At 66.7% G+C, this 19392-nt stretch carries 15 protein-coding genes, 1 pseudogene and 1 riboswitch; of the genes and pseudogenes, 6 read left to right on the forward strand and 10 right to left on the reverse strand.

The window, feature by feature from the left end; all coding sequences use genetic code 11:
* From E4L98_RS23650 to E4L98_RS23665, 4 genes and pseudogenes are all read right to left on the reverse strand, one after another.
* Positions 1–383, reverse strand: a pseudogene (locus E4L98_RS23650) (hypothetical protein); the annotation flags it as partial.
* Complete coding sequence (locus E4L98_RS23655; RefSeq protein ID WP_135203993.1) at positions 380–1348, reverse strand: MlaD family protein; 969 nt, start codon at positions 1346–1348, stop codon at positions 380–382. The gene E4L98_RS23655 and the pseudogene E4L98_RS23650, both read right to left, overlap by 4 nt.
* The gene (locus tag E4L98_RS23660) at positions 1348–2133 is read right to left on the reverse strand and encodes an MlaE family ABC transporter permease (protein WP_135203994.1); all 786 of its coding nucleotides are present in this window, start codon (positions 2131–2133) and stop codon (positions 1348–1350) included. The genes E4L98_RS23655 and E4L98_RS23660 overlap by 1 nt, the downstream gene beginning before the upstream one ends.
* A gap of 40 nt (positions 2134–2173) precedes the next feature.
* Positions 2174–3040, reverse strand: a complete 867-nt coding sequence (locus E4L98_RS23665; protein WP_135204006.1) for a LysR family transcriptional regulator — start codon at positions 3038–3040, stop codon at positions 2174–2176.
* Between the two features lie 84 nt (positions 3041–3124).
* Between E4L98_RS23665 and E4L98_RS23670 the strand changes: the two genes are divergently transcribed.
* Entirely contained in the window at positions 3125–4507 is a 1383-nt protein-coding gene (locus tag E4L98_RS23670; RefSeq protein ID WP_135203995.1) for an MFS transporter, read from the forward strand.
* 4 nt (positions 4508–4511) lie between these two features.
* On the opposite strand, the gene ribB is transcribed toward E4L98_RS23670, so the two are convergent.
* Positions 4512–5171 (reverse strand): 3,4-dihydroxy-2-butanone-4-phosphate synthase, encoded by a 660-nt coding sequence (ribB, locus tag E4L98_RS23675; protein ID WP_135203996.1) that lies wholly within the window; start codon positions 5169–5171, stop codon positions 4512–4514.
* A 94-nt stretch (positions 5172–5265) separates the two neighbouring features.
* Positions 5266–5397, reverse strand: a riboswitch (FMN riboswitch).
* A gap of 94 nt (positions 5398–5491) precedes the next feature.
* On the opposite strand from ribB, the gene E4L98_RS23680 reads away from it, so the two are divergent.
* Together E4L98_RS23680 and E4L98_RS23690 are read left to right on the forward strand one after the other, a co-directional pair.
* The gene (locus E4L98_RS23680; protein ID WP_135203997.1) at positions 5492–8317 is read left to right on the forward strand and encodes a M16 family metallopeptidase; all 2826 of its coding nucleotides are present in this window, start codon (positions 5492–5494) and stop codon (positions 8315–8317) included.
* Between the two features lie 258 nt (positions 8318–8575).
* Positions 8576–9013: a hypothetical protein gene (locus tag E4L98_RS23690; protein WP_229257538.1), complete on the forward strand. Its 438-nt coding sequence runs from the start codon at positions 8576–8578 to the stop codon at positions 9011–9013.
* Here the strand turns inward: E4L98_RS23690 and E4L98_RS23695 are convergent.
* Positions 9010–10035: an AraC family transcriptional regulator gene (locus E4L98_RS23695; protein ID WP_135203998.1), complete on the reverse strand. Its 1026-nt coding sequence runs from the start codon at positions 10033–10035 to the stop codon at positions 9010–9012. The two genes, E4L98_RS23690 and E4L98_RS23695, sit on opposite strands and share 4 nt — an antisense overlap.
* 91 nt (positions 10036–10126) lie before the next feature.
* Here E4L98_RS23695 and E4L98_RS23700 point away from each other — a divergent pair, with 91 nt between their 5' ends.
* Genes E4L98_RS23700 through E4L98_RS23710 form a run of 3 tightly spaced genes read left to right on the forward strand, consistent with a single transcriptional unit; the run spans position 10127 to position 14940 of the window.
* Positions 10127–11719, forward strand: a complete 1593-nt coding sequence (locus tag E4L98_RS23700; protein ID WP_135203999.1) for an FAD-binding oxidoreductase — start codon at positions 10127–10129, stop codon at positions 11717–11719.
* Positions 11716–13362 (forward strand): glycerol-3-phosphate dehydrogenase/oxidase, encoded by a 1647-nt coding sequence (locus E4L98_RS23705; RefSeq protein WP_135204000.1) that lies wholly within the window; start codon positions 11716–11718, stop codon positions 13360–13362. Before E4L98_RS23700 ends, E4L98_RS23705 begins: the two co-directional genes overlap by 4 nt.
* A 15-nt stretch (positions 13363–13377) precedes the next feature.
* Positions 13378–14940: an FGGY-family carbohydrate kinase gene (locus E4L98_RS23710; RefSeq protein WP_135204001.1), complete on the forward strand. Its 1563-nt coding sequence runs from the start codon at positions 13378–13380 to the stop codon at positions 14938–14940.
* 19 nt (positions 14941–14959) lie between these two features.
* On the opposite strand, the gene E4L98_RS23715 is transcribed toward E4L98_RS23710, so the two are convergent.
* From E4L98_RS23715 to E4L98_RS23730, 4 genes are all read right to left on the reverse strand, one after another.
* Positions 14960–16318: a diguanylate cyclase gene (locus E4L98_RS23715; protein ID WP_135204002.1), complete on the reverse strand. Its 1359-nt coding sequence runs from the start codon at positions 16316–16318 to the stop codon at positions 14960–14962.
* Positions 16319–16676: 358 nt separating this feature from the next.
* A complete protein-coding gene (locus tag E4L98_RS23720) occupies positions 16677–17870 on the reverse strand; it encodes an aminotransferase-like domain-containing protein (protein WP_135204003.1) in 1194 nt (397 codons plus the stop codon).
* A gap of 100 nt (positions 17871–17970) precedes the next feature.
* A complete protein-coding gene (locus tag E4L98_RS23725; protein ID WP_135204004.1) occupies positions 17971–18432 on the reverse strand; it encodes a RidA family protein in 462 nt (153 codons plus the stop codon).
* A 105-nt stretch (positions 18433–18537) separates the two neighbouring features.
* Positions 18538–19377, reverse strand: a complete 840-nt coding sequence (locus E4L98_RS23730) for a DMT family transporter (RefSeq protein ID WP_135204005.1) — start codon at positions 19375–19377, stop codon at positions 18538–18540.
* Positions 19378–19392 lie beyond the last annotated feature (15 nt).

Genomic DNA, 19392 nt, shown 5'->3' on the forward strand with positions numbered 1-19392 from the left:
GCTACGGCCTGGTGCTGGGGCGGCAGCAGGGCGGCATCGGCGGCGGTGGCGCGGCCGGCCAGGTAGGCGGCGTAGGCGCGGTCGGCGGGACCGGCATCCTCGGCCAGTTTGTCATAGCCCGCGCAGTCCTCGAACGCCAGCGCGGCGACGCGGGTGGCGCAGCGTATCAGTTCGGCGCGGATGATCAGGTCGACCTTGCCGGTGCTGGCCAGCGCGTCGCGGGCGCGCTGGTATTCCGCGTTTTCGACGCGCTGGTTGCCGCCCATGTAGGCGGCGTTGGCGCGTTCGATGCTGCCTTGCGCGTTCATCCGCCAGTCCGGTACCGGCGGGTTGTTGCCGCAGCCGGCCAGCAGCGCGGCGGCAAGAGCGATGGTCTTTTTCATGGCAGCTTGATCTCCGTGTCGCGCTTGAACGGCCATTTGCGGTTGATTTCGTTGACCAGTTGTTCGACCCGCCGCAAGCTGCTTTCCACTTCGGCGCGCAGCGTGCCCAGATCGGCCGTGGCTTCCTTGGTGTTGGATGCCACCGCTTGCGCTTCCACCAGCACCGCGTCCATTTTCTTCAGGCTGTTGCGGGCGTCGGCCAGGAGCCCGTTGAGCTGGACGATGGTGGCTTGGGCGTCGGTCATCACGCCCTGCTGGCCGAAGACGCGTTCGTCGGCATGGCCGATCAGGCTGTCGGCCTTGACCGCCAGCGCGTTGACGGTCACCAGCAGCTGGTTGGCCCGCTCGGCCAGTTGCGCGGCGTTCTTGTCGTCGCCGGCGATCAGGCCCATGGCGCCGTGCGGCCCATTCAGTTTGCCGGTGACGCCGGCGACATTGGCCAGGCTGGCCGCCAGCGCCGAGTTTTCGGCGGTCAGGTCGTTCAGGTTTTGCAGCAGGTCCTTGGCCGCCGCCAGCAGGCGCGGGACTTCGGCCGCCGGGTCGCCGACCAGCAGCGAACGGGTGGCGCCGTCTTCCAGCGGCGGATCGGTGGGGATGCCGGTGAAGGCGCGCAGCTTGGCGCCGCCGACGATGGCCCGCTCCAGCGTGAAGATGCTGGAGCTGCGCAGCCAGTGCGCGTCGGCGCGCGGCACGTCGACCACCACCCGGGCCTTGCCCTCCGGGCTCAGGGCGATGCGCCGCACCCGGCCGATGGGGAAGCCGGCGAAGGTGACGTCCATGCCGACCACCACGCCTTCCGAGTCGTCCGCCTGCAGGATCAGCGTCTGCGTGGATTCGAAGGCGCCGCGCGCGTACAGCAGATAGAGCGCGGAGCCCAGCACCAGCGCCACCAGTAACGCCAGTAGCATGGCGGCCTTGAATTCGGCGTTGCGCACTGGCGCGGCCTGATTGGTTTGTTCTGTCATCAGTAGTAATTCCCCATGAGCGAGGCGATTTCGATCAGCAGCATCACGGCAAACAGCCGCACCATGTCCGACAGGCCGTGCGTGACCTTGCTGCGGTAGCTGGCGCCAAAGTAGAAAGAAGACGCCATCGGTATCAGGCCGACGGCAAAGCTGAAGAACATGATCTTCAGGACCAGGATCAGCGACACGGCCGGATTGAACACCTGTCCGACCACGCGCGTGTAGCCGGCCAGCGCCCAGGGTGTGAAGCCGTACAGCGACCAGTAGGCCAGCACCAGCGTCAGGACGCAGCTGACGGCCGCCAGCATCCACACAGCAAACAGGCCGGCCGCCACCCGCGGGAAGAACTCGCGATGCAATTCGTCCAGCGTGACGTCGCCGTCGGCGCGCCGTTGCGCGTATTCCAGCCCGGCCGGCAGCGTGGTACGCAGGGCGACGAAGGCGGCCGCGGTCAGCGGTATCAGTTCCAGCACCAGCACGCGCACCACCATTTCCAGCGCAAAGCGCGAGAGGCCGTAACTCAGCGAGGTCACCACCACGATGCGGATCAACACCAGGCTGACCAGCGCCGACAGCACGCCGTACCAGGCCAGGTTGGGTGCGGTGTCGGCCACCAGGTGGCGCGCGAGCAGGGCGCGCTTGTCGCGGCTGTAGGTGGACGGCATCAGCGCCAGCGTGAACATGACCACCGCGAATTGCAGCAGCCGCCACCAGCTGTGCAGCCACGCGACTGTGCCGTGGTGCAGTCGTTGCAGGAGGGACGGTGGGCTTGCCTGTGCGTTCATGTTGGCATATTAGCACTGCGGCGACGACAGGGGGCGTCCGCTACTGTTCAGGGAAGGTGGCGATGATGGCATCGGCCGCCGCGCGCACGCGGGCGCTGCGGCTCAGGTCCGCGTGCATCACCAGCCAGACGTCGTACTGGTCGCTGCGTTCCGGCCAGACGCGCACCAGGGCGCGGTCCTTGTCGGCCATGTGGCAGGGCAGTTCGGTGATGCCCAGTCCCTGGCGCGCCGCTTCCAGCAGGGCCAGGCCGCTGTTGACCTCCATCGCCACGCGCGCATTGTGCACCGGCTCCAGGCAGATCTTTTCCTGATGGCGGTAGGCGACGCCGGGCTGGTAGATGACGATGTCGTGGCCGGCCAGGCCATTGCCCGGCACCGGCGTGCCGCGCCGCTTCAGGTAGGCGGCGGTGGCGTACAGGCCCATGTTGCGCCGGACCAGGTGGCGCGTTATCAGATCGGGGCTGGTGGGTTTGAGCGTGCGCACCGCCAGGTCGGCCTCGCGCCGGGTCAGGCTGGTGATGTCGGTGCTGGTGGTGAGCACGATGCGGATGTCGGGATGCTGTTCATGCAGCCGGCGCATGGCGTCGATCACGAAATGGCTGGCCATGGTGTCCGAGGTGGCCACGCGCACCACGCCGGACAGGCGGTTGTCCACGCCCAGCGTCTGGCGCTGGAACTGCAGCGCCGCCTGTTCCATCTTTTCGGCCGCGTCGACCGCCAGCTCCCCCGCCGGCGTGGCCATGTAGCCGGACGGGGTGCGCAGGAACAGGCGCACGCCCAGTGATTTTTCGAGCGCGTTGAGGCGGCGGCCGACGGTGGCCTGGTCGATGTCCAGCAATGCGGCGGCCGAGCGCAGCGTGCCTTTGCGGTGAATGGCGAGGAAGATGCGGGCGTTGTCCCAGTCCATGGCGGTCTCCTTGATGCAGTTTTGCATCAGAGCGCCGATGTTATGCGTATTTACTGCATCAGGCAAGCGGCCTACCATGCCGGCATGACTACCTCCACGGCCGCAGCGGCGCCAGCCCGCCAGGTCCCTCCCTTGTTGATGCTGATGACGCTGGCCATCGGCTTCGTGATGGCGATGATCGATGTCACCGCCGTCAATACCGCCTTGTCCGATATTTCGGTCAGCCTGAACGTGCCGCTGACGGGATTGGTCTGGGTGGTCGATGGCTACACGCTGACCTTTGCCGCGTTGCTGATGGCGGGTGGCGCATTGGCCGACCGCTTCGGCCCCAAAACCGTGTATCAGGGGGGACTGAGTGTGTTCATCGTCGGCTCCATCCTGTGCGCGCTGGCGCCCAGCGGCCAGGCGCTGATCGCCTCGCGGCTGCTGCAGGGCGCGGGGGCGGCGCTGTTCATGCCCAGTTCTTTGAGCCTGCTGACGCACGCCTATGAGGATCAGGCCACACGCGCGCGCATGCTGGGAACCTGGTCGGCCATCGTCGGCAGCTCGTCGGCGGCCGGGCCGCTGGTGGGCGGCATATTGGTCCACGAATTCGGCTGGCGCAGCGTGTTCTGGGTGAACGTGCCGATCGGCCTGCTGGGCATCGTTCTGACGCAGGTATTGGCGCCGGCCACCGCGCCGCATCAGCGGGCGCTGTCGATGCTGAGCCATGCGCTGGGCGTGGCGGCGCTGGCGGCCCTGAGTTTCGTGCTGATCGAAGGGCCGGTGCTGGGCTGGATGTCGCCGGCGGTGCTGGCGGCGGCGCTGGTCGCCGTGGTCGCCGCCGCCACCCTGGTGCGGCGCGAACGCACCGGCGCGCATCCGCTGCTGCCCAAGGCGCTGTTCGAGACGCCGGCGTTCGCGGCTGCCAATGGCGTTGGGTTTCTGATCAACTTTGCCGTGTTCGGGCAGCTGTTCCTGCTTAGCTTATTTATCCAGCAGGGTGGGGCGGATGCGCTGCAGACCGGCCTGAAACTGATCCCGATGATGGCCGCTTTCGCCATCGGCAATCTGACCTCGGGCCGCATCACGGCGCGTGTCGGTACGCGGCCGCCAATGCTGTATGGTCTGCTGGCGGGGCTGGCGATGGCGGTGCTGATGCTCGCCGGGTTGCGTCCGCAGACGCCTTATTGGCTGCTGGTGACGGCGGCGGTGGTGATGAATGTCGCCATCGGCATCGCGATTCCCGGCATGACGGCGACGGTGATGCTGGTGGCCGGCAAGGCCCACGCCAACAGCGCCGCCGCCGCGCTGAACGCCAACCGCCAGATCGGCGCGCTGGTGGGCGTGGCGCTGATGGGCACCGTACTGCACTTGGCGCCCGATTGGGCGCTGCGGCTGCCGCTGGCCTTCGGCCTGATCACGGCCGCCTATGCCGGCGCGCTGACGCTGGTGTACCGCTACGTCAGGCTGGCCAGGCCGGTGTAAAGGATCAGACGCCGCGGCTGGTGCGCCATGCGATCATCTCGGCAATGGTCAGGATGGGCATCTGGTGCTTTTCAGCGAAGCGTTCGATGTCGGCGCCGCGCATCATGGTGCCGTCCGCGTTCATCAGCTCGCACAACACGCCGGCCGGCTGCAGGCCGGCCATGGTGGCCAGGTCCACCGAGCCCTCGGTATGGCCTTTGCGCGCCAGCACGCCGCCCGGCGTGGCGCGCAGCGGGAACACGTGGCCCGGATGCACCAGGTCGGACGGCTGCGCATCGGCCGCGATGGCGGTGCGGATGGTGGTGACGCGGTCGGCCGCCGAGACGCCGGTGGTCACGCCTTCGCGTGCCTCGATCGACACCGTGAACGGCGTGCCATAGCGGCTGCCGTTATTGGCGGCCATCATGGGCAGCTCCAGCGCGCGCACCTTGTCGGCGCTAAGGCACAGGCAGACGATGCCGCTGCATTCGCGGATCATCATGGCCATGGTTTCGACCGTGATCTTTTCGGCGGCGACGATCAGGTCCGCTTCATTCTCGCGGTCGAAGTCGTCGAGCAGGATGATCGGCACGCCGGCGCGCATGGCGGCCAGCGCGGCCTGGATGCGGCCTTCCAGATCGTCGGATACCAAGGAATAGGGGGATACTGCGGTGTGGTCCAGCATGAGTGAAACGCTCCTCGAAAAAGACAGGAACGCGACAGGGCAAGCGAATACGCGCAGCCGGCCGGGCGCGAAAGCGCGGCAGGATGCGTCAAGCGCACATCTTCTTTCATCCGGACTGTAACCGTCGGCCCTGGAATTGCACCAGATCTGCGCATTTCTGCGCTCGCGGGCTTGGTGTCGCCACCTTACCGCCGGTGGGGAATCGCACCCCGCCCCGAAGACGTTGTTGTTGCCCGCCGGGCGGCGGGCAAGCGAGAATTCTAGCCTAAATTGCGGATTTCGGTGTAAGGTAGCTCTTCTCTACCTTTAATGCATACGGAATGAAGCTGATTACCCTGCGTATCCTGTCCGGCGCTGCACTTCTGGCGTGTTCCTTCCTGGCACAGGCCGACGCTCCTCCCCTGAAGTTAAGCGACAAGGTGCCGGTTGGTCCGCAGGTCAAGGTTGGCAAACTGGCCAATGGCCTGACGTATTACATCCAGCGGAACGGCCGCCCGGAGAAGAAGCTGGAACTGCGGCTGGTGGTCAAGGCGGGCTCCATCCTGGAGGACGAGGACCAGCAGGGCCTGGCCCACTTCACCGAACACATGGCCTTCAACGGCTCGACCCATTTCAAGCGCAACGAGCTGGTATCGTACCTGCAATCGATCGGCGTGAAATTCGGCGCGGACCTGAACGCGTACACCAGCTTCGACGAAACCGTCTACATCCTGCCGATACCGACCGATAAGAAGGAAATCGTGGAGCAGGGCTTCCAGGTGCTGGAGGACTGGGCGCATGGTCTGTCTTTCAATGATGCCGATATAGACAGCGAGCGCGGCATCGTGCTGGAGGAACTCCGCATGGGCAAGGGCGTGGACGACCGCATGAACAAGGTGGTGCTGCCCAAGGTGCTGAACGGCTCGCGCTACGCCCAGCGCATGCCGATCGGTAAAGAGGACACCCTCAAGACCTTCAAGTACGACGCCATCAAGCGCTTTTACCGCGACTGGTACCGGCCCGACCTGATGGCGGTGGTGGCGGTCGGCGACATCGAGCCGGACGAGGCGCAGCGCCTGATCGAGCAGCATTTCGGCCAGCTGAAAAATCCGGCCCATCCGCGCCCGCGCACGTACGCGAAGATCCCCGAGCGCCAGGATTCCGAAGGCGTGGTCTTCACCGACAAGGAGATCAGCGCCAACACGGTGTACATCCGCTACCCGATCCAGTCCTGGCCGGCCGGCGACACCATTGCCGACTACCGCCAGAAGCTGATCGAGAACATGTACAGCTTTATCCTGAGCCAGCGCATGTACGAGCTGACGCAGCAGGCCAATCCGCCGTTCCTGCAGGGCGGCAGCGGCATGAACAAGATCGTGCGCGGCTATCGTTCCTTCGGCGCCGGCGCGGTGCTGGGCAAGGCCGGCGCGACGCCGGCGATCAACGCGCTGGTGGCGGAAGACCAGCGCGCGCGCCAGTACGGCTTCACCGCCTCCGAGGTGGAGCGCGCCAAGAAGGGTATGCTGCGCAATTATGAGCGCATGTACGCCGAGCGTGACAAGTCCGATTCGGGCGGTTATGCGGCGGAATACATCCGCAACTTCCTGGAAGACGAATCGATTCCCGGCATCGCCACGGAATACCGCTACGCCACCGAGATGATCCCCGGGATCACCGTGGCCGAGGTGAATGCGGCGGTGCGCGCGGCCATCCCCAACGGCGAGAGCAAGCTGGTGATCTACAGCGGCATGGACAAGGCGGGCGTGACGCATCCGAAAGCGCAGGAGCTGGTGGCCATCGCCAGCACCGCCGAGAAGATCGCCGTCAAGCCGATCGAGGACAAGGTTTACGCCAGCCAGTTGATGCCGACCCCGCCCAAGCCGGGCAGCATCGTCAGCGAGACGCACGACGAGAAGATCGGCACCACCAGTCTGACCCTGAGCAACGGCGTCAAGGTGGTGCTCAAGCCGACCGACTTCAACAACGACCAGGTGATCCTGGGCGGCCTGCGCTACGGCGGCTGGTCGCTGCTGCCGGACAGCGACGTCTTCGCCGCGCACTATGCCAGCAGCATCGTCGGCCAGATGGGCGTGCTGAATTACACGCCGAACGATCTGGGTAAGGTTTTGGCCGGCAAGAGCGTGAGCTCGAGCGCGAATGTGAGCTCGCTCAATGAATCGGTGGGCGGCAGCTCCGGCAAGGACGACGTGGAAGCCATGCTGCAGCTGGTGTACCTGCAGATGACGCAGCCGCGCAAGGATGCCGCCATCTACAGCGCCTACGTCGACCGCCAGCGCGAACTGGCGCAGAACAATCTGGCGCGGCCGGAATCGGTGTTCTACGACACCGTCACCGCCACGCTCTACAACAACAGCCCGCGCGTGCTGCGCGCCGCCAAGCCGGCCGACTTCGACCAGCTGGCGCTGGACCGCGTGCTGGACATCTACAACAGCCGCATGTCGAGCGCGCGCGACTTCACCTTCTTCATCATCGGCAGTTTCGACGTCGAGAAGATCAAGCCGCTGCTGGCCACGTATCTGGCCAGCCTGCCGGCCGGCGAGATCCCGGTGGCCTTCAAGGACGAGGGCGTGCGGCCGATCAAGGGCGTGGTGAAGAAGGAGGTGCATGCCGGCGCGGAGCCCAAGAGCACGATTTCGCTGTCGTTCACCGGCGAGGTCGAATACTCGCGCGCCGCGCGCATGCGCTTGCAGGCGCTGGTGGAAGTCATGAACATCAAGCTGATCGAAACCCTGCGCGAGAAGATGGGCGCGATCTACAGCGGTGGCATGAGCGGCAGCATGAACCGCATCCCCTACGGTAACTACACCATCAACGCCAGCCTGCCGTGCGCGCCGGAGAACGTCGACAAGGTGCTGGCCGCGACCTTCGCCGAAATCGAGAAGGTCAAGCGCGACGGCGTGGAAGAGGCGGACCTGAACAAGGTCAAGGCGGCCTGGATCAAGGGCTACCGCAAGGGCTTGCGCGAGAACGGCTACTGGATGGCGTCGCTGCAGAACGCCTTCTTCAACAATAACAATCCGGAAGATATCCTCAGCTACGAGGCGCGCGTCGATGCGCTGACCACGGCCGACCTGAAAGAGGCGGCGCAGCGCTACTTCGACACCAACAACTACCTGCAGGTGGTGCTGTACCCGGAGAAGATGTAAGTCAGTCCGGCATGGCGTCGTGACAGACGACGCCCAGCTTGTTGCCTTCCGGGTCGCGGAAGCAGGCGCCGTAATAATCGGCATGGTGCTTCCTCCGGCGAGTGCTGATATCGTCGACATTCTGCCAGACCCGCAACCGTGCTGGCCGCGCACCCGGCAAATAAAAACATGCTAGGCTAGCAAGAAGATCCGGTCCGGCGCCCGCAGGCGGCCTGGCCTGGTGAAAACCGCAGCGGAGAAATGGAGAGGGGGTATGCGATGGCGATGCGAACTGGCTTGATCCTGTCGGCGCTGCTGTGGGCGGCCGCGCCGGCGATGGCGGCGGGCGCCGGACCGCTGCGGCATGACCACCCCGTCATCGGTACCTGGCGCATCACACTGCCGGACGGTTCCTGCACCGAGACTTACCGCATCCGCGCCGACGGCACCACGCTGGTGTTCAGCAACGAGGAAGTGGCCGAGTCCAGTTTCACCATCGCCGACAAGCCGGACAAGGACGGTTTCTACAAGGAGACCGACACCATCACCAAGGACAACGGCAAACTCGATTGCACCGGCGAGGTCACCAAGCCGGGCCGCGCGGTCACCAGCTATTTGCAGTTCCACCCGAGCGGCGACATGTTCCTGATGTGCGCCGAGCGCAGCCTCGATCGCTGCATCGGTCCGTTCGTGCGGGTCAAGGGCAGTACCATCTAGCTCGCGCGCCAGGCGCCCGGATTGACGCCGGCCCAGTCACGGAAGGCGTGGTTGAAGGCACTCTGCTCCTGGTAGCCGAGCAGGAAGGCAATATCGACCAGGCTCAGCTCCGGCCGGCGCAGATACTCCTTCGCCAGCGCAAAGCGCGCCTGGTCCAGCACCTGCTGGAAGGTGGCGCCGTCCTCGCTGAGCTTGCGCTGCAGGGTACGCGGCGAGAGCTTGAGCTTTTCCGCTATGGTGGCCAGCCGCACCTGGCCGTGCGCCAGATCGGCGACGATGGCCGCATGCACCTGTTGCACCAACGAGGGTGCCGTGGCCGCACGCTGCTGGAGCAGCTGCTCGGCGTGCTGCTGCAGCACCGGATACAGGCTGACATCCGCGTTCGGCACCGGCCAGGCCAGCATGGCGGCATTGAAGCTGGCGGCATTGTGCGCGGCGCCGAAGTCCGGCATCGCCCCCAGCACCCGCACGTATTCGTCGCGCAGTTCGGGCGGGCCGCCGTCGTGCGTCAGCGTGACCTGGTTGGCCGGCAGCTGCATGCCGGCCAGCCAGTTGCTGAATACGCGGATGCCGGAGAACACGCTGTCGGCCAGATGGCGGTGCGCGCCGGAGTAGTTGCTGTGCCAGGTGTAGTGGGCGATGCCGTCGTCGTCGGTGGTCAGCGTCGAGCGGCCCAGGTCGTGCGCCAGCTGCTCGTAGCGCATGGTCTGCTCGAACACCTGGCCGAAATCGCGGCAGCTGAGCAGGATCAGGCCATACACGGTATAGGTGCCCAGCTTGACGCACTGGCCCACGTGCAGGCCGAAGTGGGGATCGCCGGTCAGCCCGGCGGCCAGGTCGAGCAGGCGCACGTAGTCGTCGGCGGGCAGGGTTTCCGGCAGCGGCTCCAGCGCACCCGATGGCAGGCCGGCGGCCTGTTCCAGCGCTCGCGCCGTGACGCCGCGCCGGGCGGCGGCTTCCAGCAGCGGCTGCAGATACGATCCGGCAACGCGGTTGGCACGATCGAACAAGGCGGATGTCATGAATGCGCAATACCGGCGGAGGGCATTGTTTTAATCTCAAAGCGTGAATAATCGGAGTATAGCAAGCGCTCCGGCTACGGGGATAAAAACAATGAGGCGCTGGAACGGTTGGGGTGACGATACGATTGAGTTTGCGCTGAGCGCGGAGGCACTGGCGTTCCTGGCGCAGCGCATCGGCGCCGGCACGCCGGTGGCGGACGCCGACCTGGCGCAGGTGTGCGCGCAGATAGGCGGATCGCGCCTGCCGCCACAGCGGCTGATCGATACGTCGCCCGAAGTCAGGCTGCGCAATGCCTGCGGCCAGAGCCTGCCGGACTGGCTGCGGCTGCGCTATGGCGTGATCGGTACGGCGCCGGATGGCGTGGCCTATCCGGAAAGCGCGCAGGAGGTGCGTGAACTGCTCGATCATGCGCAGCAGTATGGCGTGGCGGTGATCCCGCAGGGCGGCGGCACCAGCGTGGCCGGGCATCTGACGGCGCCGGCCGGTACCCGTCCGGTGCTGGCGGTGAATCTGACGCGCATGCGGCAGCTGCGCTACCTGGATACGGAATCGCAGCTGGCGACCTTCGGCGCTGGCGTGTTCGGGCCGGATCTGGAAGCGCAACTGCGCGCGCGTGGCTATACGCTGGGGCATTTTCCGCAATCGTTCGAGTATTCGACCCTGGGCGGCTGGATCGCCACGCGCTCGTCGGGGCAGCAGTCCTTGCGTTACGGCCGCATCGAGCAGATGTTCCGCGGCGGGACGGTCGAGACGCCGTCGGGCACGCTCCAGCTGCCGACTTTTCCCGCATCGGCGGCCGGCACCGATCTGCGCGAGGTGGTGCTGGGTTCCGAGGGCCGGCTCGGCATACTGACCGAGGCCACGGTGCGGGTGGCGCCGCTGCCCGAGTATGAGGCGTTCCACGCGGTGTTCTTCCCGGACTGGAAGGCGGCGGAGACGGCGGTGCGGCAGATCGCGCAGGCCTGTCTGCCGCTGTCCATGCTGCGGCTGTCGAATCCGCTGGAGACGCTAACCATGCTGGCGCTGGCCGGCCATCGGCGCCTGATCGCGCTGCTGGAAAAATATCTGGCGCTGCGCGGCTGCCGCGAGCAGAAGTGCATGCTGCTGATCGGCGTCAGCGGCCGGCGCGCGCCGGCACGGGCGGCCTTGCGCGAGGCGCTGCTGCTGGCGATGCCGCACGGCGGCGTGCACGTGGGGCGCCAGATGGGCGACAAGTGGAAGCAGAACCGCTACCGCAACGTCTATCTGCGCAATGCCGCCTGGAGTCACGGCTACGCCATCGATACGGTGGAGACAGCGGTCGACTGGCCGCGGGTGGAGATCATGATGCGGGCGGTCGAGCGCGCGGCCGCCGTGGCGCTGGAGCAGTACGGGGAGCGGGTGCACGCGTACACCCATCTGTCGCATCTGTACGCGCAGGGCGCCAGTGTGTACACCACGTTCGTGTATCGTCTGGCGGGAAATTATGAGGCCGACCTGGCGCGCTGGAAGTCGTTGAAGAAGGCGGCCAGCATGGCGATCGTGGAGAACGGCGGCACCATCAGCCATCAGCACGGCGTGGGCAGCGACCATGCGCCGTATCTGGCGGCGGAGAAGGGGGCGTTGGGGATGTCGACGATGCGCGCGCTGTTCGAGCATCTCGATCCGCAGCAGATCATGAACCCCGGGAAGCTGCTGCCGTGAGCCGGCGCGCGGACCTGGCGGCGCTGCTGGCGCGCGAATGGGATGTGCTGGTGATCGGCGGCGGCATCACCGGCGCCGGCATTCTGCTGGAGGCGGCGCGGCGTGGCCTGAAAACGCTGCTGGTGGAACAGCGCGACTTCGCATGGGGGACATCGAGCCGGTCTTCCAAGCTGGTGCACGGCGGCCTGCGCTATCTGAAGGAGGGACGGCTCGGCTTGACGCGCGAGTCGGTGCATGAGCGCGAACATCTGCTGCGGCAGGCGACAGGGCTGGTGGAACCGCAGAGTTTCGCGTTCGGCGATTACGCGGGACGCAAGCCGGGGCGGCGCTCGTTCCTGTTCGGACTGGCGATTTACGACCGCATGGCGGGGCAGCAGGCGCGCCACTATTACAGCCGCGAGGAGTTTGCCGCGCTGGCGCCGAATGTCGCCATGGACGGCCTGCAGGGCGGCATGGTCTACACCGACGCCAAGACCGACGACGCGCGCCTGGTGCTGCGCGTGCTGCAGGAGGCGCGCCGGCACGGCGGCGTGGCGCTCAATTACATGGCGGTCGAATCGCTGCTGCGCGCCGGCGACAGCGCCGATGTGGGCGGCGCGACGCTGCGCGACAGCCTGACCGGCGAGAAGCATGGGGCAGCGGCACGACTGGTCATCAATGCCACCGGCGTGTGGGCCGATCGATTGCGCGCGTCGGGCAGCATGGCCGGTGCTTCCGCCGGTCGCGTCACCAGCGAAAGCGTCGCCGGCGGCAGTCACGCACCGGCGGCCGCTGGCATCGTTCCGCGTTTGCGGCCCTTGCGCGGCAGCCACCTGGTGCTGCCGGCCTGGCGGCTGCCGCTGGCACAGGCGATCAGTCTGATGCACCCGCTCGACGGCCGCCCGGTGTTCGCCTATCCGTGGGAAGGCGTGACGCTGGTGGGCACCACCGATGTCGATCACCGCGCCGACCTGTCGCTGGAAGCCGCCATCACGCGCGCGGAATTCGATTACCTGATGGGTGCATTGCACGCGCAGTTCCCCCAGCTGCATCTGGATGAGGACGACGTCATCTCCACCTACGCCGGTGTGCGTCCGGTGATCGACAGCGGCAAGGCCGATCCATCCAAAGCGGGGCGCGAGCACGCGCTGTGGCTGGAGGATGGCATGCTGACCGTCACCGGCGGCAAGCTGACCACCTTCCGCGTGATCGCCCTGGACGCGCTGAAGCTGGCCGCGGCGCGGCTGCCGCAACTGCAAGGCCAGCTCGCGCCGCGTCCCGTTTTCGCGTCGGCGCCGCCGTTGCGCTACACGGCGGCGTTGCCGTCGGGCCAGGCGCAGCGCCTGCAGGGCCGCTACGGCGCGCAAGCGCAGGCGCTGGTCGATGCCGCGCAGCCGGGCGAACTGGCCTGTATCCCCGGCACCGAAACCATCTGGGCGCAGCTGCGCTGGGCCGCGCGGCATGAGGATGTGTGCCGGCTGGAGGACCTGCTGCTGCGCCGCAGCCGCATCGGCCTGCAGCTGCGCGGCGGCGGCGTCGCCATTCTGCCGCGCGTGCGCGCCATCTGCCAGCCGGAACTCGGCTGGAGCGATCCACAATGGCAGGCCGAGGAGCGGGCCTACCTGGCCCTCTGGCAGCGGCATTACAGCTTGCCCCGGCAATAATCATCCCGAGACACCATGGCGGACCGATATCTGCTCTCCATCGACAACGGCACGCAGAGCGTGCGCGCGCTGCTGTTCGACTTGAACGGCAACCTGGCGGCCAAGGCGCAAATCCCCCTGCAAGCCTATTTTTCCGAGCATCCCGGCTGGGCGGAGCACGACGCCGACGGCTACTGGGACGCGGTGGGCGCGGCCTGCCGCCAGCTGTGGCGCGGCACCGACATTCCGCCCGGCGCGGTTGCCGGCGTGGCGGTCACCACCCAGCGTGGCACGGTGGTCAATCTGGACCGCGACGGCCGGGTGCTGCGGCCCGCCATCACCTGGCTGGACCAGCGCCGCGTCGGCAGGCGCAAACCTTTGAGCCTGCTGTGGCGCACGGCCTTCAAACTGGCGCGGGTCGAAGACACCATCGAATACTTCCGGCGCGAAGCGGAGATCAACTGGATCGCCGAACAGCAGCCGGAGATCTGGGCGCGCACGCACAAATATCTGCTGTTGTCCGGCTTCCTGAACTACCGTTTGTGCGGACGCTATGTGGATTCAACCGGCTCGCAGGTGGCTTACCTGCCGTTCGACTACCGGCGTCACCGCTGGGCCAGGGCCGGCGACTGGAAGTGGGAGGCGCTGGCCATCCGTGCCGAGATGCTGCCCGAGCTGGCGGCGCCGGGCACCGTGATCGGCGCCATCACCGCCGCTGCCGCGGCGGCGACCGGCATCCCGCAGGGCACGCCGCTGGTGGCCGCCGCCGCCGACAAGGCGTGCGAGGTGATCGGCGCCGGCGGCCTGGCGCCGCACATCGCCTGCCTGAGCTACGGCACCACGGCCACCATCAACACCACCAGCCGCAAATACGTCGAAGTCACGCCCTACATCCCGCCGTATCCGGCGGCGCTGCCGGGCGCCTACAGCACCGAGGTGCAGATCTTCCGCGGCTACTGGATGGTCAACTGGTTCAAGGAGCAGTTCGGGCATCTGGAACAAATGACCGGCGCGCAGCGGGGCATGGCGCCGGAAGCCATGTTCGACCAGCTGGTCGACGCCGTGCCGCCCGGTTCCATGGGACTGATGCTGCAGCCGTACTGGAGTCCCGGCATCCGCATCCCCGGTCCCGAGGCCAAGGGCGCGATGATCGGCTTCGGCGACGTCCACACGCGCGCCCATGTCTATCGGGCGATCCTGGAAGGCCTGGCCTACGCCCTGCGCGAAGGGAAGGAACGCATCGAGCAACGCAGCGGTGTGAAAGTGACGGAGCTGCGCATCGCTGGCGGCGGTTCGCAGAGCGACGCCGCGATGCAGCTGACGGCCGACATCTTCGGCCTGCCGGCGGCGCGCGCGCACGTATACGAAAGCTCGGGGCTGGGGGCGGCGATCGCGATTGCGGCGGGCCTGGGCCTGCATCCGGGCTTCGACAGCGCCACGCGCGCGATGACGCGTCCGGGCCGGGTGTTCCAGCCTATCGCCGCCAACCGCCAGCTGTACGACCGGCTGTACCGGCGCGTCTACCTCAAGATGTACCAGCAGCTGCAACCGCTGTACCGGCAAATCGCCGACGTCACCGGCTACCCGGAGCAGCTGTAAGTCGGCTCTGACCCCGATGTTAGCGCATCACCAGCGCTTTGACGGTGTCCAGCGAGGCGCTGGCGGTGCGGGTCGATTGCACCTGGTTGCGGCCGCCCTCCTTGGCGACGTACAGGGCGCGGTCGGCGGCCACAAACAGCGATTCGGTGTTGTCCAGCTGGTGCGGGTGGATGGTGGCCACGCCGATGCTGACCGTCAGCCACGCCGAGGTGGTCGAGCGCGGGTGCGGGATCTGCAACGCTTCGATGTGGCCGCGGATCGCTTCGGCCAGGTGCACGGCCTTGCCGGCGTCGGTTTCGGCAAACAGCAGCACGAATTCCTCGCCGCCGTAGCGCGCCGCCAGGTCGGTCGGCCGGTGCGCGTGCGAGGCGATTGCCTGCGCCACCTGCTGCAAACAGACGTCGCCGGCCGGATGGCCGAGGGTGTCGTTGTACAGCTTGAAGTGGTCGACGTCCAGCACCACCAGCGACAGCGGCTGGCCGCTGCGCATGGCGCGCTGCCATTCCTTTTCGAGGAAGGTGTCGAAGTGGCGGCGGTTGGCGATCTTGGTCAGCGGGTCGACCATGGCCGCGCGCTGCAGCGCGTCTTCCGATTGCTTGTGATGGGTGATGTCGTGCAGCAGGCCGATGAACAGCGGCTGGCGCAGATACATGGGCGTCAGGGTCAGGTCCATGCACACCGAGCTGCCGTTGCGGTGGCGGATGATGACTTCGCGCGTGCCGTGGTTGTGCGCGCTCTGCGGCGCGGCGGCGTAACGGCCGAAGTAGTCGAGGTATTCCTGCGCCACCAGGGGGTTCAGCAGGTCGGCGATGTTGCGGCCGGCCAGCTGGTCGTGCTGGTAGCCGAGGTATTTGTCGCAGGCCGGGTTGGTGAACTGGATGCGGCCGTCGGCCTCGATGATCAGCAGGCCCTCGGCCATGTTGTTGACGATGGTGCGCAGGCGTTCGGCCTGTTCTTCGTGGGTCTCGCTGCGGCTGCGGATCTGCAGCTGGGTACGCACGCGCGCGCACACTTCGGGCAGGCGCAGCGGCTTGCCGATGTAGTCGACCGCGCCCAGGTCGAAGCCGGCCACGACGTCGTCGGTGCCGGTGCGCGCGCTCATGAAGATGACCGGGATGCGCTGCGTGCTGGCGTGGCTTTTCAGCTGGCGGCAGGTTTCGTAGCCGTCCATGCCCGGCATCATGATGTCGAGCAGGATCAGGTCCGGATGCACGCGGCGGGCGATCTTCAGCGCGCGCTCGCCGGAGTTGGCGACGAAGGTCTGGTAGCCCTGTTCGACCATCAGCTTGCGCAGCGTGCCGAGGTTGTCGGGGGCGTCGTCCACGATGAGGATCGCGGCATCGCGCCGCGTGGCAAAGCTCAGACTTCCGGAATTCATTGGTGTGCGCCTTTAACCTGGTGGGCTCGATAGTCGCACGGCGGCAGTTGCGCGGGTCGGCAACCGGACGTGGTGGCAGGAGGTGTTTGTACTGGTGTCGACAAAGGCTGGCCTGATATGAAAGTGACTATCTGTTCAAATCATACCGCTTTGCAACGTTTGCATGGGAAGAAATTGCAGGCTTTTTTTCGGTGTTGTCGCGGATGCACGAAGCCGCAGCCGGGCTTGTATCCGCCAGTGTAGGGAAAGTTGGTGGGAAGTTAAAGCTTGGCCGCCATTTTGTGACTATTGGTCGCAAAATGGCGGCGCCGGTGTTGTATTTTTGCCGGCGGCGGCACACCGCCCGCGGTGGTGCGGATTACAGCTTGGCGGCGATCAGTTTGCCCAGCACTTCGATGCCGTGGCGGATGCGCTCCGGCGGCACGGTGACGAAGGACAGGCGCAGCGTGTTGGTGGCCGCCTCGTTGGCGTAGAACGGCGCGCCGGGCACGAACGCCACTTTCTGGGCGATGGCTTCATCGAGCAGCTGCATGGCGTTGATGTGTTGCGGCAGGGTGACCCAGATGAACATGCCGCCTCCCGGCCTGGTCCATTCGACGCCGGCCGGGAAGTGCTGGGCCATGGCGTCCAGCATGACCTGGCACTGGTCGCCGTACAGCTGGCGGATTTTCGGGATGTGGCGTTCCAGGAAGCCGTCCTTGACCACTTCGTGCACCACCATCTGGGTCAGCTGCGAAGTGTGCAGGTCGGCCGCCTGCTTGGCCAGTTCCAGGCGGCGCGCCAGCGGCAGCGGGGCGCAGACGTAGCCGAGGCGGATGCCAGGGGTCAGCACCTTGGAGAAGGAGCCCATGTAGATCACGCCGTCCGGGTTCATCGCCACCATCTTCGGCAGCGGGTCGCCCTTGTAGCTCAGGGCGCCGTAAGGATCGTCCTCGATCAGCGGCAGGCCGTGGCGGGCGCAGGTTTCCACCAGCTGCTGGCGGCGCTCGACCGACAGCGTGCGGCCGGTCGGGTTCTGGAAGTTCGGCAGCGAGTACAGCAGACGCGCGCCGTCAGCCACGGCGTCGATCGACTCGGGCACCAGGCCGTGTTCGTCAGTGGCCACCGATTTGAATTCGGGACGGTAGACCGAGAACGCCTGCAGCGCGCCCAGGTAGGACGGGGTCTCGACCAGCACGCGGCTGCCTTCGTCGATCAGCACCTTGCCCAGCAGGTCCAGCGCCTGCTGCGAGCCGGAGGTCATCAGGATCTGTTCGGGCACGATTTTGGCGCCGTCCACCGACAGCGCGTCGGCGATCCACTGGCGCAGCGGGGTGTAGCCGTCGGTCGGGCCGTATTGCAGGGCCACTTTGCCGTTGTCGCGCAGGACCTTGTCGAAGGCAGCCTGCATTTCCTCGACCGGGAAGGTCAGCGGCGACGGCAGGCCGCCGGCAAACGAGATGATTTCGGGCTGCTGGGTGATCTTGAGGATTTCACGGATGAACGAGGCTTGCAGCTGCTCGGCGCGTTCGGCGAAACGCCAGTTGATCGGATTCGGGTTTTCGATTTTCATACATGTCTCACTTAGAGGGACCGGCGTGGCCGGTCATTCATCAAGCGCGCTTGTGGCGTGCTCTTATCAAAGGAACGGCAGCGGATAAGCTGCCGCCCGCTTACGCGACTTCCGCGATCAGTTCGATTTCGACGCAGGCGCCAAGCGGGATTTGGGCGACACCAAAGGCCGAGCGGGCGTGTTTGCCGGCGTCGCCGAAGACTTCGCCCAGCAGCTCGGAAGCGCCGTTGGTGACCAGGTGCTGTTCGGTAAATTCGGGGGTGGAGTTCACCAGGCTCATGACCTTGACGATGCGCTTGACGCGGGTCAGGTCGCCGCCGACGGCCGCCTGCAGCGTGCCGATCAGGTCGATGGCGATGGCGCGCGCGGCGGCCTTGCCTTCAGCGGTATCGATGTTCTTGCCCAGCTGGCCTGTCCAGACGCTGCCGTCGGCACGCTTGGCGATGTGACCAGACAGGAATACCAGGTTGCCGGTCTGGGCGTACATGACGTAGGCGGCGGCTGGGGTGGCTGGTGCGGCCAGGGTGATGTCGAGGGCTTTCAGTTTTTCGTAGACAGACATGTGCTTATCCAATTGTTAAGAGGTGATGCAAGGGTGAGTCCCCTATTGTACGACTTGCCGCCGGTGCTGCCCACAATTGCGGCAAAATCAAGATAGTGTATGGTGTCAGCCCCGTTTTACCTGCATTTTGCGGCCGAGGCCCACGGTGGCGATGACGGCGATTGCGAAGATCAGGGTGGGCCATTCCAGCGTCTCGCCGAGCACGGCGGCGGCGCCCAGTACAGACAGAAAGGGCTGGACCAGCTGTACCTGGCCGACCCGGGCCACGCCGCCCAGCGCCATGCCGCGGTACCAGAACACGAAGCCGATGAACATCGAGAACACGGAAACGTAGGCGAAGCCGCTCCAGGCGGCGGCGCTGGCCTGGGCGATCCGCGCCCGGTCGTGCCAGGCGATCCAGCCGGTCACGGGCAGCAGCAGCGGCGCGGACAGCAGCAGCGCCCAGCAGATGGTCTGTTCGCCGCCCAGGGTTTGCGACAGGCGGCCGCCGGCCGCGTAGCCCATGGCGGCCAGCAGGACGGCGGCAAAGATGGCCAGGTCGGCGGCGTGCAGGCTGCCGCCGCTCTGGCGCAGCGCAAAGCCGACCACCAGCGCCGAGCCTATGATGGCCATGGCCCAGAAGCCTCTCGATGGCCGCTCGCCGGCCAGCAGCGCGGCGAACAGGGCGGTGGCCAGCGGCAGGATGCCGACCAGTACGGCGCCGTGGGCCGCCGGGACGGTGCGCAGGGCGATGGAGGTCAGCCAGGGAAAGCCGATCACGCAGCCGAGGGCGACCATGGCCAGCGCGGGCAGGGCGGCGCGCGGCGGCAGCGGGGTGCGCTTCCAGTACAGCCAGCCGGCGGCCAGTACAGACGCCGCCAGCGCGCGGCCGAGGGCGACGAAGGTGGCCGGCAGGCCCGACCCGGCCAGGGCGTCGGCGGGTAGGGCCGTGAGTGCGTCCGACACGCCTGCTGCCTGTCA

Origin of the sequence: Duganella callida (genome assembly GCF_004614165.1) — a bacterium.
Classification (GTDB): Bacteria; Pseudomonadota; Gammaproteobacteria; order Burkholderiales; family Burkholderiaceae_D; genus Rugamonas; species Rugamonas callida.

Bases quoted from the DNA above. Each gene is read 5' to 3' on its own strand.
- E4L98_RS23655 (WP_135203993.1), bottom strand. From the start codon at position 1,348: ATGACAGAACAAACCAATCAGGCCGCGCCAGTGCGCAACGCCGAATTC.
- E4L98_RS23660 (WP_135203994.1), bottom strand. From the start codon at position 2,133: ATGAACGCACAGGCAAGCCCACCGTCCCTCCTGCAACGACTGCACCAC.
- E4L98_RS23665 (WP_135204006.1), bottom strand. From the start codon at position 3,040: ATGGACTGGGACAACGCCCGCATCTTCCTCGCCATTCACCGCAAAGGC.
- E4L98_RS23670 (WP_135203995.1), top strand. From the start codon at position 3,125: ATGACTACCTCCACGGCCGCAGCGGCGCCAGCCCGCCAGGTCCCTCCC.
- ribB (WP_135203996.1), bottom strand. From the start codon at position 5,171: ATGCTGGACCACACCGCAGTATCCCCCTATTCCTTGGTATCCGACGAT.
- E4L98_RS23680 (WP_135203997.1), top strand. From the start codon at position 5,492: ATGAAGCTGATTACCCTGCGTATCCTGTCCGGCGCTGCACTTCTGGCG.
- E4L98_RS23690 (WP_229257538.1), top strand. From the start codon at position 8,576: ATGGCGATGCGAACTGGCTTGATCCTGTCGGCGCTGCTGTGGGCGGCC.
- E4L98_RS23695 (WP_135203998.1), bottom strand. From the start codon at position 10,035: ATGACATCCGCCTTGTTCGATCGTGCCAACCGCGTTGCCGGATCGTAT.
- E4L98_RS23700 (WP_135203999.1), top strand. From the start codon at position 10,127: ATGAGGCGCTGGAACGGTTGGGGTGACGATACGATTGAGTTTGCGCTG.
- E4L98_RS23710 (WP_135204001.1), top strand. From the start codon at position 13,378: ATGGCGGACCGATATCTGCTCTCCATCGACAACGGCACGCAGAGCGTG.
- E4L98_RS23715 (WP_135204002.1), bottom strand. From the start codon at position 16,318: ATGAATTCCGGAAGTCTGAGCTTTGCCACGCGGCGCGATGCCGCGATC.
- E4L98_RS23720 (WP_135204003.1), bottom strand. From the start codon at position 17,870: ATGAAAATCGAAAACCCGAATCCGATCAACTGGCGTTTCGCCGAACGC.
- E4L98_RS23725 (WP_135204004.1), bottom strand. From the start codon at position 18,432: ATGTCTGTCTACGAAAAACTGAAAGCCCTCGACATCACCCTGGCCGCA.